The organism is Agreia sp. Leaf244 (assembly GCF_001422695.1).
Taxonomy (GTDB): Bacteria; Actinomycetota; Actinomycetes; order Actinomycetales; family Microbacteriaceae; genus Agreia.
Map to the genome: position 1 here is coordinate 389,492 of NZ_LMLX01000002.1, position 11,896 is coordinate 401,387.

The 11,896-nt window shown below is 63.9% G+C and carries 11 protein-coding genes, 1 tRNA gene and 1 pseudogene; 7 read left to right on the plus strand and 6 right to left on the minus strand.

Annotated elements, in window-relative coordinates; all coding sequences use genetic code 11:
* Positions 1–391: 391 nt before the first annotated feature.
* Positions 392–655 carry a helix-turn-helix domain-containing protein gene (locus ASF06_RS06700; protein WP_055778437.1) on the minus strand — a complete coding sequence of 88 codons (264 nt, stop codon included), beginning with the start codon at positions 653–655 and terminating at the stop codon, positions 392–394.
* A 101-nt stretch (positions 656–756) separates the two neighbouring features.
* Between ASF06_RS06700 and ASF06_RS19430 the strand changes: the two genes are divergently transcribed.
* The 3 genes and pseudogenes from ASF06_RS19430 to ASF06_RS19135 all read left to right on the plus strand — a co-directional run bounded on the left by ASF06_RS19430 (position 757) and on the right by ASF06_RS19135 (position 2,583).
* Complete coding sequence (locus tag ASF06_RS19430) at positions 757–918, plus strand: hypothetical protein (RefSeq protein WP_156351706.1); 162 nt, start codon at positions 757–759, stop codon at positions 916–918.
* A 6-nt stretch (positions 919–924) separates the two neighbouring features.
* Positions 925–1,320 (plus strand): annotated as a pseudogene (locus ASF06_RS20190) (zinc-ribbon domain-containing protein); the annotation flags it as partial.
* Between the two features lie 15 nt (positions 1,321–1,335).
* A complete protein-coding gene (locus tag ASF06_RS19135; protein WP_235500927.1) occupies positions 1,336–2,583 on the plus strand; it encodes a zinc-ribbon domain-containing protein in 1,248 nt (415 codons plus the stop codon).
* Positions 2,584–3,120: 537 nt separating this feature from the next.
* Here ASF06_RS19135 and ASF06_RS19435 read toward each other — a convergent pair.
* Both ASF06_RS19435 and ASF06_RS19440 read right to left on the minus strand, forming a co-directional pair.
* On the minus strand, positions 3,121–3,588 hold the full coding sequence (locus ASF06_RS19435) for a hypothetical protein (protein ID WP_156351707.1): 468 nt from the start codon (positions 3,586–3,588) through the stop codon (positions 3,121–3,123).
* 30 nt (positions 3,589–3,618) lie between these two features.
* A complete protein-coding gene (locus ASF06_RS19440) occupies positions 3,619–3,846 on the minus strand; it encodes a helix-turn-helix transcriptional regulator (protein WP_200920152.1) in 228 nt (75 codons plus the stop codon).
* A 182-nt stretch (positions 3,847–4,028) separates the two neighbouring features.
* Here ASF06_RS19440 and ASF06_RS19140 point away from each other — a divergent pair, with 182 nt between their 5' ends.
* Positions 4,029–5,153: a tyrosine-type recombinase/integrase gene (locus ASF06_RS19140; RefSeq protein WP_055778444.1), complete on the plus strand. Its 1,125-nt coding sequence runs from the start codon at positions 4,029–4,031 to the stop codon at positions 5,151–5,153.
* Between the two features lie 55 nt (positions 5,154–5,208).
* On the opposite strand, the gene ASF06_RS06715 is transcribed toward ASF06_RS19140, so the two are convergent.
* A tRNA-Ser gene (locus ASF06_RS06715) sits at positions 5,209–5,298 on the minus strand.
* Positions 5,299–5,488: 190 nt separating this feature from the next.
* Between ASF06_RS06715 and ASF06_RS06720 the strand changes: the two genes are divergently transcribed.
* Complete coding sequence (locus tag ASF06_RS06720) at positions 5,489–6,268, plus strand: hypothetical protein (RefSeq protein WP_055944878.1); 780 nt, start codon at positions 5,489–5,491, stop codon at positions 6,266–6,268.
* A 67-nt stretch (positions 6,269–6,335) separates the two neighbouring features.
* A complete protein-coding gene (radA, locus tag ASF06_RS06725; RefSeq protein ID WP_082479615.1) occupies positions 6,336–7,805 on the plus strand; it encodes a DNA repair protein RadA in 1,470 nt (489 codons plus the stop codon).
* Between the two features lie 81 nt (positions 7,806–7,886).
* Here the strand turns inward: radA and ASF06_RS06730 are convergent, their stop codons facing one another.
* Both ASF06_RS06730 and ASF06_RS06735 read right to left on the minus strand, forming a co-directional pair.
* Positions 7,887–9,491 (minus strand): carboxylesterase/lipase family protein, encoded by a 1,605-nt coding sequence (locus ASF06_RS06730; protein WP_055944880.1) that lies wholly within the window; start codon positions 9,489–9,491, stop codon positions 7,887–7,889.
* Between the two features lie 63 nt (positions 9,492–9,554).
* Positions 9,555–10,214, minus strand: a complete 660-nt coding sequence (locus ASF06_RS06735) for a hypothetical protein (protein WP_055944884.1) — start codon at positions 10,212–10,214, stop codon at positions 9,555–9,557.
* A gap of 84 nt (positions 10,215–10,298) precedes the next feature.
* Here ASF06_RS06735 and ASF06_RS06740 point away from each other — a divergent pair, with 84 nt between their 5' ends.
* Positions 10,299–11,891 carry a phenylacetate--CoA ligase family protein gene (locus tag ASF06_RS06740; RefSeq protein WP_157439104.1) on the plus strand — a complete coding sequence of 531 codons (1,593 nt, stop codon included), beginning with the start codon at positions 10,299–10,301 and terminating at the stop codon, positions 11,889–11,891.
* Positions 11,892–11,896: the final 5 nt, after the last annotated feature.

Genomic DNA, 11,896 nt, shown 5'->3' on the forward strand with positions numbered 1-11,896 from the left:
CCCGAGGCTATGTCTCTCGCTTCGCGCTCTCGCCGCCGGGCGCGTAGAACAGCTCCCTCTCGTCGATAGCCGCGTTCGCGCTCCGCCTTGTCCTCGTCTAGCCATTCTTGAATGTCGCCGAGAGTGGGTTGCCAGAACTGTCGAATATTGCGCTCGAAGCGACGCTCCGCGCGTTCTCGGCGAAGGTCGGCAGCGGCTTTTAGACGATCCACATGATCCACACTTCCTTGACCGGGGGCCTCTTCCGAATCCGCGTTGGAGCTGTATCGGATCACTGTAGGCCTAACTGCAGACGCTCGATGCTAACCGAGTAGTCAACCGCGCGACAGTGACGATCTGTTCTCCGGCGTGATTCCCCTGTCCCCCGGAGCTCGAGGCAGCGGGAGCTCCGCTAGCGCTTTGGCGCGGGGAAAAAGGACGCCGGATCGACTCCGAGCGCCGCTGCAATATCGAAGAGCCGGTCGTACGCGAGAGGCCGCGTGCCGTGCTCGACGTAAATCAGCATGTTGCGGGTCACGCCCGACTCGATCGCAAGGGCTTCTTGAGTCAGCCCCGCCTCAACTCGAGCGAGGCGAATAGCAGCGCCCACGTGACGCCGGCCTTCTTCGCGCCGGGCTAGTTGTTCTGGCGAGGCATTGGCAGGAGAAACGGGCACTGTCCTATCCAGCCCGTAGGATGCACAAAAGTCTGCCCAACTAGTTGTGCATGTGCTCACTAGGTAGCGCCAGCTGGGCGTCGGGCATCGAGAGGAACACCATGAACGAGCTGGGCCTAAGCATTCTGATCGTCATCGCAGTCATCGTGATCGTGACATTCGTGGTCTTGGCAGCCATCGGCGGGGGCCATCCCGAGGAAAGCGAATATGAACGCCACATGCGAATGCATCGCGCCGCGCAGTACACCAAGCGTCGCAGGTAGCCCGTCATGCTCGCGTCCGCCCAGACAGACAGCAGACTGCGAAACGAGTGGGATACGTACGCCAATGAGGGCCCGCCTCCCGAGAAGTTCAGCACGGGAAACCATTCCAAAGCGCACTGGCGCTGCACCGCACACGGCCATGAGTGGAACTCTCGAATCGGTCATCGCGCGAACGGGGTCGGGTGCCCAGTCTGCTGCGGCCACATCATCGCGGTTGGCTTCAATGACCTCGCGTCGAAGAACCCGCAACTTGCATCCGAATGGGACGTCGAAGCCAACGGCGGTCTCACAGCACAGGAAGTGACGGCTGCCTCCCCACGGAACTTCTATTGGCGTTGTCAGAAGTTCGGGCACACATGGCGCGCGTCGACAGGTAACCGGCAAACACGAGGCTGTCCGACCTGCACTGGACGGCGCGTGCTCGCCGGCTTCAATGACCTCGCATCCCAGAATCCTGCCCTCGCCGCCGAATGGGATCCCGAGGGCAACGGAAAGCGTCGTCCCACAACGATGATGCCGGGCTCCAGCTACAGGGCGCAGTGGTTATGTGGCACATGCGGGCACAGGTGGCGTGCCGCGATCTCGGAACGGAAGAAAGGCAGTGGCTGCCCCGCCTGCAGCGGACGCGCCCTCCAGCCCGGCAGCAACGACCTCGCGACGAGACGCCCAGAGCTCGCCGCCGAATGGGACGCCGCGCGAAACGCACCCCTCTCCCCCGCCCAGGTCACGAACGGCTCTGGGATGAAGGTGTGGTGGCTATGTGCCGCCCGCGGACATTCCTGGTGCGGGCCGATCAACACAAGAACCGCAGGTAGCTGCGGGATCTGCTCTGGCACGCACGTCATAGCAGGCCTAAACGACCTCGCGTCTCAACGCCCTGATCTCCTCGAGGAGTGGGATTACAACGCAAATGGCGCAGACACACCTGACCGTGTTTTCGTCAACGGCTCCGCGCGTAGACACTGGAAATGCGCCAAACACGACCACAGATGGATCACGACGGTTGCCATGAGAAATGAAGGCAGCGGATGCCCATACTGCTCGAGCCATCGCGTCCTGGCCGGGTTCAACGACTTCGCATCCGCCCGGCCCTCGCTAGTGAAGGAATGGGACCAGGCAGCCAACGGCGACTTGAAGCCCACACAAGTCACCGCGCGAAGCAACAAGAGGATCTGGTGGAAATGCGCGGCCGGCCACCAGTGGCAGTCCACACCGAGCAACCGATTTATCGGAACGGGATGCACCAGGTGCATAGGCGCTCAAACATCCCTCATCGAGATGTCATTCTTCGCCGCCTTCCAAGAACAGCTGGGGGATCTGCGAAACGGCGCAAGAGTGCTCGTGAAGAAGCGCGGCCAACTTCGTTCTATGTCGCTAGACATCCTCGGAACCTCCCACGGCCAGCGCTTCGCCATTGAATACGACGGCGAGTATTACCACCGCGGCAAGACAGATCACGACTTGGCCAAAACTGCGGCCCTCTTAGATGCCGGCTACGCCGTTGTCCGAATCAGAGAGAAGCCGCTCCCCGCGGTAGCGCTCAGTCACCCGCATCTCCGGCAGATCGACTTCGGATACCCCCGAACGCAAAAGGACTCCGGCATTAAAGCCATGCTCGCGCCAGTGGTAGAGGAGGCCACCGAATGGCTTGAAAAGCTGAACTGAACCGCGCTGCTTGCCGAAACGGGTGAATCGACTAGGGCAAAAATGCTCTGGCGAACAGCTTCCTGGGGGGCACAAACTCTTCAGATGGAGCGTAGCGAATGCGACCACCGATTTCGCCTCTTAGAACTCTGGCCGGGCTACGACGATACATGGATGATCGTCTGCGATCTATGCGGCTGCTACACCGCCGTCGATCGCGGAGACATACCAGGATGACTTTCAAGTTTTGTCGCGCAGTACCGTCTTAACAGCCGGTCGACATTCGTTCCATGTGATCAGTTTTGATGAAGAGATGATTTCTACTGGTTCCTTCTGTTAAGGGGGCGAATCTTTTGCCCTCTCGGCGACAATCATTTGGTCCCCTCAGGGGCGAATAGTTTGCACCCTGAGGGGACCAAATTTTTGTACCCGACGGTCACGGTTACATTCGAAGAAGGCGATGAATATATCGGAGCGGCGAAACGACTCGGACTCGTCCCGTTCTAGTCGAACTGCACCCCTCTATCGGTCTCGTCCACGAGGATGGGCGGACGCGGTTCAGAAGGCATTCATGGTCTCCCATGATTCCCTTCCAGCGTCGCCCTCTATGACTTCCAAAGAGGCGAAGGTTGGCGCCAGCGGACGAATCGATCGGACAGTTGTCTGACGTTCTCGAGGCTTGCTCGGGATGAGGAGTTCATACACAGCATTCTGTCCAGCTCTGCCGTGGCTAACCCGCTTGATTGCGCCCTTGTCCACCAACTCCTTGATGGCGCGTTTCACCGCTCGTCGAGCGCCCTCGGAGGCATTATCCGGTGCACTGAAACCCAGCGCTGTCGCAAGTGAAATAAATCCTCCGAAATACCTGCGGGGCTCAATGGCAGAGTCGTCAGAATCGAGGCATATGTGAGCCATCCAAAGAAACACGACTTTGGCGCGATCACCCAGATTCAGCTCGGCTCCGAGCCTGAAGGCGTGGTTAGTGGCGTGATAACCCATATCCAGTCCCGGTAGGCGGAAGATCACCTTGGTTCCCTCCGAAAAAGGCCCTGACCGTCACCACCTCGGATCTGCCTGATCGGAAACGGACTGCTCAAGAAATTCAGCGACGTCAGTCACCCGATAGAGAATCGTGCGGCCTATCTTGAGAAATCTTGGCCCTGTGCCCCTCGTCCTCATCGCGGCTAAGGCTCCACGTGATTTGTGCATGACTTCTGCCGCGTCGCCAATCGTCAAAAATTCACGCGCCTCTAATTTGAGGCCTTCTTTTGTCATCTCGGACATTTCCTACTTCTTCCCGATGTCCACGAACCCACTCGGTGTGAGTCAACGTGAGCGCGGTATCTCCTTGCGCACCGACATACACGGGGGATCTCGCTGAAAACGCACTCCAGTCCGAAAACTCAAGGAGCGTCGGCGGCAAGACGTATGTTAAATCGGAACCAACCAAGCGAAAGAGGAGCCGTATGGCTGGAAGTGTTAGGCCGATCGACGCTTCATCGGGCAAGAAACGGTACGAGGTCAGATGGAGAGACCCTGAGCGACGGTCACGTGAAAAAGTTTTCGACACCAAGCGTGAGGCTGATCTCTTTTTGGCGAGCGTGCAGATATCAGTGGCGAAAGGTGAGTACATAGACGCCAAGGCGTCTAAGGCACTTATTTCGGACCTGGGCACAAGCTGGCTCGCGGGACAGACTCACCTGAAACCTTCTTCTTTGAAGCCCATTGAGATCGCTTGGCGCCTTCACGTCTCACCCTCGTGGGGCAGGACACCGGTTGGTCTGGTTCAGCACAGCCGGGTCCAGGCCTGGGTTTCCTCCCTGACAACGGAGAAAGGGCTCAGCGCAACATCCGTTCTGCGGGCATATGGCGTTCTCGCGGCCATCCTGGATGTGGCCGTAAAGGATCGGCGGATTCCGTCGAACTCGGCGCGCGGCGTCAACTTGCCCCGGAAGGTCGGAAAACCGCGGGTGTACCTCACGCACAAGCAGGTTGATTCAGTCGCAGGCTTTGCCTCAGACAAAGCGCCCCTAGTCCTGTTTCTGGCCTACACCGGGCTTCGCTGGGGAGAACTGACAGGCCTCCGCGTCGGACATGTCGACCTTGGACGTCGACGATTCAATGTCGAAGAGAACGCGGTGGACGTCGGCGGCACAATTCACGTGGGGACTCCCAAAAGCCACTCAAACCGAAGTGTCCCGTATCCGGCTTTCTTGGACAGCCACGTGCGGCATTGTTTGGCCAACAAGCGCCGCGACGAGCTCGTTTTTGGCGACGGCATCGATCACGTTCGCTCACCGCACGGCGTTCGCGGATGGTTCATCTCCGCAGTCAAAAAAGCACAACACCTGGATCCGGACTTGCCGAGGGTCACCATCCATGATTTACGACATACAGCCGCGTCGTTAGCAATCAGTGCCGGCGCGAACGTCAAGGCAGTTCAGAGAATGCTCGGGCATGCGTCCGCAGCCATGACGCTGGACACGTACGCGGATCTCTTCCCTGACGACCTGGACGGCGTTGCCGAATCGCTCAACTCTGCATGGGAAAAAGCAAATGTGGGGAAATTGCGGGGTACAGCCCCTTTATAGACAAAGACAAAGCCCCCACTTCCCTGTAAATACGGGGAATGCGGGGGCTTTTTCCTGGCGGTACCGGTGGGATTTGAACCCACGGTGCTCTTTCAAGCACACAACTTTTCGAGAGTTGCACCTTCGGCCGCTCGGACACGGTACCGGGGACGAGTGTAATGCAGACCAGAGGTTCGCGCGAATCTACAGCGTGTAGAAATCGAAGCCCGGAATCTCGCGGATGCCGCCCGATCGAGCCGTTCTGGGCCGAAATCCGGCGCATCCGAGGTGTTAGCCTTGCCTTAGTTGGGCGCGACAAATCCCGCGCGCCCTCCCACTGAAAGGGTTCTGGTTCTATGAGCTACATCCGCTCCGCAGCATTCGAAGAGACCGGCTACGTGGTTCTCGACCGCTACGACCAGGCCGCCGATCCGCAGGAGTGGCTCGACCTCGAATACGTCGACTGGAAGTCCTCCGGAGTGACCCGCTTCGCCCCTCTGGCCTCCGCCTTCGGCGAGATGGAGTGCAACGGATTCTGGAACCACACGCCCCCGCGCACCGACAAAGACGGCGTCTGGGTTCAGGCCAATGTCGAGCACGCGCCCATCCTGAAGGCCCGCGCCGAGGAGCCCGGAGCCAACATCGGCCGCTGCCGCGTGATCGAGCTGCAGCCCAACACCTACGCGAACGCGCTCTACAACCTGCACCAAGACGACAACAACCGCCTCAACCCCGACGGCACCGGCTGGATCGTTCGCGGTTTCTTCAACCTCTCCGACGACGCCGAGTCGTTCATGATCCTGCGCGAGAACCGCTTCGACCCCGACACCGAGGTGCGCATCGCGCTGCCCGCCGGCGCCCAGCTCATCGTCGACACGCAGCGCTTCTGGCACGCCGTCTGGCACAAGGGCCCCGAGCCGCGCTACTGCCTCATCACCTCGTGGACCTCCGGCCCCGAGCTCGACACCTACATCGAGAAGTACCACGGCAACCCGCACAACGTGAACGCTCCCCTCGACCCCAAGCTCGTCGAAGAGGCCCAGGCCGAGGTGCGCCAGCGCCTGGCGGAGCGCGCCGCCGCCCTCGCCGCGAAGGGCCGCAACGATGACGGCTGGGGCGAAGACCCCGAGGCCTAGAGCCGCCGCTCCTACCACTCTCCACAGGCGGTGACCGGATGTCGTCGGTCGCGTCTATCGTGGAGGCATGGCTTCCAAGACCCCGAACGCTTACCGCTGCACCGAGTGCGGCTGGCAGAGCGTCAAGTGGGTCGGTCGCTGCGGCGAGTGCCAGGCCTGGGGCACGGTCGTGTCGAGCGCCGAGAACGAGGGCATCGCCCGCACGGTCAAAGCTGCGAAGCTCAGCGAGACCCGCATCGCCCAGCCCATCACCGAGATCTCCACCGAGGCCGCCAGTCACTGGGCCACGGGCATCCACGAGTTCGACCGGGTGCTCGGCGGCGGTCTGGTTCCCGGCGCCACGATCCTTCTCTCGGGTGAGCCGGGCGTCGGCAAGTCGACCCTCCTGCTCGAGGTCGCTGCCAAGGCGGCCGAAGACCACCTGCGAGTGCTCTACGTGAGCGCCGAAGAGTCAGTCAGCCAGGTCAAGCTGCGCGCCGAGCGCACCCATTCCCTCTCCCCCACTCTTATGCTCGCCGCCGAGACAGACCTGTCGACCGTGCTCGGCCAGATCGACGCCGTGCAGCCGCACCTCGTCATCGTCGACTCTGTGCAGACCGTGGCCAGCAACTCCATCGACAGCGCAGCCGGCAGCCCCACGCAGGTGCGCGAGGTGGCGTCGGCGCTCATCCGCGTCGCGAAAGAGCGGTCGCTTCCGGTCATCCTGGTGGGCCACGTCACGAAAGACGGCTCCATCGCGGGCCCGCGCGTTCTCGAGCACCTGGTCGACGTCGTCTGCCAGTTCGAGGGCGACCGCCACACCAGCCTGCGCTTCGTGCGCGCGCTCAAGAACCGCTACGGCCCCACCGATGAGGTCGGCTGCTTCGAGATGACCTCCGAGGGCATCGCCGAGGTGCCCGACCCCAGCGGTCTGTTCCTCAGCCGCAGTGGCGAGGCGGTCAGCGGCACCTGCGTCACCGTCGCCCTCGACGGCCGACGCGCGATGCCCGTCGAGATCCAGGCCCTCGTGGTCAAGACCACCGCACCCAACCCTCGACGAGTCACGAACGGGGTCGACGGCTCAAGGGTCGCCATGCTGCTGGCCGTGCTCGAACGACGGCTCAACATTCCACTGGGCGACCGCGACGTCTACGTCTCGACCGTCGGTGGCGTGCGCCTCATCGATCCCTCGGCCGACCTGGCCATCGCCCTGGCGATCGCCAGTGCCAACAGCGATCTCCCACTGCCGCATACCTTCGCGGCTTTCGGCGAGATCAGCCTCGCCGGCGAGGTGCGGCCCGTCGCCTCCTCGAGCATCCGCGTCACCGAGGCCCGCAGGCTCGGCTTCACCGACATCCTCGGCCCAGACGAAACGCAGATCCGCCGCGCGTTCCGCGTGGCCTTCGACAAGCAGCCCGCGGCCGGTTCGCGGGTCAGCCCGGCACATCCCTCTACCGGCTCGTTCCCCGTGCAGAAGGGGCCGGCCAGGCGCGGGCTTATCGTGCCGCCTCCCGCCAACCCCCTGCGCCTCGTCGAGACAGACCGCGACGACGACTGACGTCGTATCCGCGCCGGTTTGGCGCATCCGCTCCCGGCCGAACAGGCGCCCATGCGCCGAAGAGGCGCGGATGCGGTTCGCTCACACGTGGGGCACGAATGCCTGCCATGCCACCCGGCGGGCACCGCGAGGATCGTCCTCGACCCGGTCGACCTCGTCGAAGATCATGGTGCTGCGGGTCTGCTCGTCGTAGGCGGGCCAGCCGGGCACCCGCCCGCTGTGGGCGAACTCGATCCAGTGCCGTCGCATCCGGTCGCCCGTGCGCATGAACGCTCGTCGGCCGCCCAACGCGCCCATCGCGCGTCCGAACCAGCCGTTCATGCGGTCGAACAACGCGAACAGCTCCAGGCCGTGGGTCGCATCGAAGCCGAGCTGACGCACCAGGCGCGGCGCGATATCGAAGCGGTAGAAGTGCACCGGCGCGAACCTCGAGTGACGCTCGGCCACCTTCACCGTGGGGTACCAGAACGCGTAGTCCCCCGCGAAGTCGGCGGCCGGGCGCTTCGCCGGCAGCCCCGGATACTCGGCCTTGATCGCCTTGCGGGCCTTCTTCTTGGTGCGCGAAAAGATCGCCCGGATGCGCGTGGGCGTGGTGGCGAGGATGTCGAGCCGACCGGTGAACAGCGACCCCTCGCGGTCGTTGGTTCCGATGATCAGCGGGATGCGCGCCGCGCGACCGAACTTGAAGGCGTCGAGGGGGCGCTCGGGCAGAAAGTCGCCGTCGATCACGGGGCACAGCGCAATGGTGCCCGGGTCGCGGTCGGGGGTCAGCAGGGTCAGCGCGGTCGCCGCCTCGACCAGGTCGGACGGATCGGCCCGGGTCAGCAGCTCTCCCGCATCGTCGACCGAGGTCGACTCCACGCCGCCCGGCTCGATGCGGTCGGCGAGAAAGGCCACGAACTCGTCGGCCCAGCGCTGGGTCAGCTCGGGCGGGTAGATCGCGTTCGTCGGCGCGCTCTGCGCGATGGCCTTGGCGAAGAGGCCGTGAGCGGATGGCGTGGCCATCAGGGTGGTCACCGCATTGCCGCCCGCTGACTCCCCGAACACGGTCACGTTCTCCGGGTCCCCTCCGAATGCCGCGATGTTCTGCTGCACCCACTGCAGGGCGGCGACCTGGTCGCGCAGACCGAGGTTGGATTCCATCGGGCGCTCGGGCGTGGAGAACCGTGAGAAGTCGAGGTAGCCGAGCGCACTGAGCCGGTAGTTGATGCTCACGTAGACGATCCGGCCGTCGCGCACGAGCGCCTCGCCGTTGCGGGGATACTCAGCACTCGAGCCGACCGCGTAGGCGCCGCCGTGGATGAACACCATGACCGGAAGCAGGCGGCCATCAGCAGAATCAGCCGAGCCAGGAGAGGCCGTCGAGCCGGAGCCGGAGCCAGCACCCCGCGCCGGCCTCATCACGTTGAGGCTGAGGCAGTCCTCGCTCATCGCCTGGTTCTTCGCGGCGCCCACGAAGTGGCCCTCTCGGGACTGCCAGGCGACCGGACCGAAGGTCGAGCCGTCGCGAACCCCCGTCCACTCGGCGGGCGGCCTCGGCGCGCGGAACCTGTACTCGCCGACGGGCGCCGCGGCATACGGAATGTTGCGCCACGCCTCGATCGCCGCCTGGCGCACGCCGCGCACGATTCCCTGTCGGGTGCGCACGTCGAGGCCGTGGGTGTCGGTGTCGCTCTGCCGGGTCATGCGCCGATGCTAATCCGACGAGGTGAACGCGAGCCCGTCATTGACGGCCGACCCGCGCAGCCACTAACCGAGGATGAACTGCTTGCTCGCAGACGAGGCGAAGCCGCCGATCGACACGTCGAGGTGGTACGACGCGCCGCCCGCCGGAACCTGCGGACGATCCGTCGACGCGCACGTGTCGGCTGCCGAACGGGTGCGGTCCCACGCGAACGGTGTCGAGGCGAGCGTGGCGCCGGCATCGATGACGGTGGGCATGTCCGTGGGCTCCGTCTGGCAGTCGGTCGAGATCCAGTACTGCTCCTCGCCGCTGGTGATCTTGTAGACCTGCTGGCCGGTGCCCACGTTGATCGAACAGGCCGTTGCGCCCGTGTTCGTCACGCTCAGCGACAGCTGCGGGTTGACCCCGGCGGCGTACGTGTCGGCATCGGTCACGGGCGTGACCTGGATGCTCGCGGCGTCGCACGCAGGCGTCTCACCGTCGGCGGGTGCGGCGGCATCGACGTTCTGCGGCTCGCTCGCCTCGGCCGGAGGCGTCGTCGCGGCGGGGGCAGCCGTCGATGCGGGCGGAGTGGTCGCGCTTCCGACGGTGGAGGACGAGCCGGGCCGCACGATGATCAGCACAATGATGGCGACCACCGCTACCAGGCCCACGAGCACCAGCACGCGCCGACGCCAGTAGACCTTGCTCGGCTGAGGTCCGACCGGATTCTTGATCGTCGACATGACCCTAGGCTACGAGCACCGGCGCCCTGACGGGCGCATTGGCGCGGCTGTAGGGTGAATTACGTCTCCGATCGAAGGACCCCCGTGCCCAGACCGCAACGAACGAGTGCACTTCGACAGGCCGCCCTGCGCATCGCCACGGCCATCGTCACCGCCACCTACGCGATCTACCGGCTGCATCCGGCGCTCTGGCGCTTCACCGCGCGGCACTACCACCCGTCGATGGAGCGCTTCGCGAGGCTCAACGCGTGGATGGTCTGCCAGCAGGCCTACCTCGATGTTCCCGCCTACAAGAACTACCTCGACGAAGAGAAGTTCTCGTTCCGCTGGTGGCAGCTCACGAACTACCGGCCGACCTCCAAAAGCGACTACGTCAACAGGTACCCCGAGGCGGAGCGCTGCTGGAACGGCGAGATCATCACCGTCGGCACCGTGGTCGACGAATCGAGCGGCTCGAGCGGCACGCCCTACAACTGGATGCGCTCCAAGCGCGAGCTCGACACCGTGCACAAGAACGTGGCCGGCTACATCACGCTGCTGTTCGGCACGAAGAAGCTCTTCTGCATCAACGCCTTCTCGATGGGCGCCTGGGCCACGGGAACCAACACCGGCCTCGCCATGTCGAAGATCGCCATGGTCAAGAACACGGGCCCCGACATCGACAAGATCGTCGACACCCTGAAGCACTTCGGCCCCGGCTACGTCTACCTCATCAGCGCCTACCCACCCTTCCTCAAGCACCTGCGCGATCGCCTCGACAGCGAGGGCTTCGACTGGGACGCCTACAATCTCAACGGCTTCGTCGGTGGAGAGGCCCTCACCGAGGGTCTCCGCGACTACCTCGAAGACCGCTTCACCCGCGTCTACTCCGGCTACGGCGCATCCGATCTGACCATCGGCATGTCGGGCGAGAGCGACCTCTCGGTCTGGCTGCGGCGCGCCCTCGTGGCCAACGAGCCGCTGCGCCGCGACGTGCTCGGCGAGGGCGAGCAGCGCACCCCGATGATCTTCCAGTACAACCCCCTCGAGACCTACCTCGAGACCACGGAGGACAACGAGCTGCTCGTCACGCTCAACTCCACGGCCATCATGAGCCCGAAGCTGCGCTACAACATCGGCGACGAGGCGAAGATCGTGACGTTCCCCGAGATGCAGGCCTACGCAGAGAAGTACCCCCGCCTCGGCTTCGCCTTCGAGCGCGCCTTCTCGACCCAGCGCATGAAACTTCCGTTCGTGCTGCTCTTCGGCCGCAAGGACTCGACCATCTCGTACATGGGCGCCAACATCTACCCGCTCGACGTGGAGAACGGCCTCTACCTCGACAACCCGCACGCGAGCGAGATCGAGTCGTTCAAGCTGAGCCTGCTCGACATCGGCAACCTCGAGCAGCGACCGGTCATCCACCTGCAGCTGCGCGAGGGAGCCTCTCTCGACGCCGAGGCCACCGACGAACTGAAGGCACGCTCGGCCGCCGGCGTTCTCAAGCACCTCGCCTCCGTCTCGCGCGACATCGCGCAGTCGCTCGAGGAGGATCCGACCGCATCCGACGTGCGCATCGAAGTGCACCCCTTCGGAACGGGCGTGTTCGAGGGCGGCCCCCGCAAGATCAAGAACGTCTATCTCGTCGACGAGGCCGACCGCGGCGGAGTGCCCACGACCTCGTCGCCGACGCGATGAACCGG

Excerpts from the sequence above, each read along its gene's own strand:
- ASF06_RS06730 (WP_055944880.1), bottom strand. The coding sequence starts at position 9,491 with ATGACCCGGCAGAGCGACACCGACACCCACGGCCTCGACGTGCGCACC.
- ASF06_RS06720 (WP_055944878.1), top strand. The coding sequence starts at position 5,489 with ATGAGCTACATCCGCTCCGCAGCATTCGAAGAGACCGGCTACGTGGTT.
- ASF06_RS06735 (WP_055944884.1), bottom strand. The coding sequence starts at position 10,214 with ATGTCGACGATCAAGAATCCGGTCGGACCTCAGCCGAGCAAGGTCTAC.
- ASF06_RS19440 (WP_200920152.1), bottom strand. The coding sequence starts at position 3,846 with ATGTCCGAGATGACAAAAGAAGGCCTCAAATTAGAGGCGCGTGAATTT.
- radA (WP_082479615.1), top strand. The coding sequence starts at position 6,336 with ATGGCTTCCAAGACCCCGAACGCTTACCGCTGCACCGAGTGCGGCTGG.
- ASF06_RS19140 (WP_055778444.1), top strand. The coding sequence starts at position 4,029 with ATGGCTGGAAGTGTTAGGCCGATCGACGCTTCATCGGGCAAGAAACGG.
- ASF06_RS19430 (WP_156351706.1), top strand. The coding sequence starts at position 757 with ATGAACGAGCTGGGCCTAAGCATTCTGATCGTCATCGCAGTCATCGTG.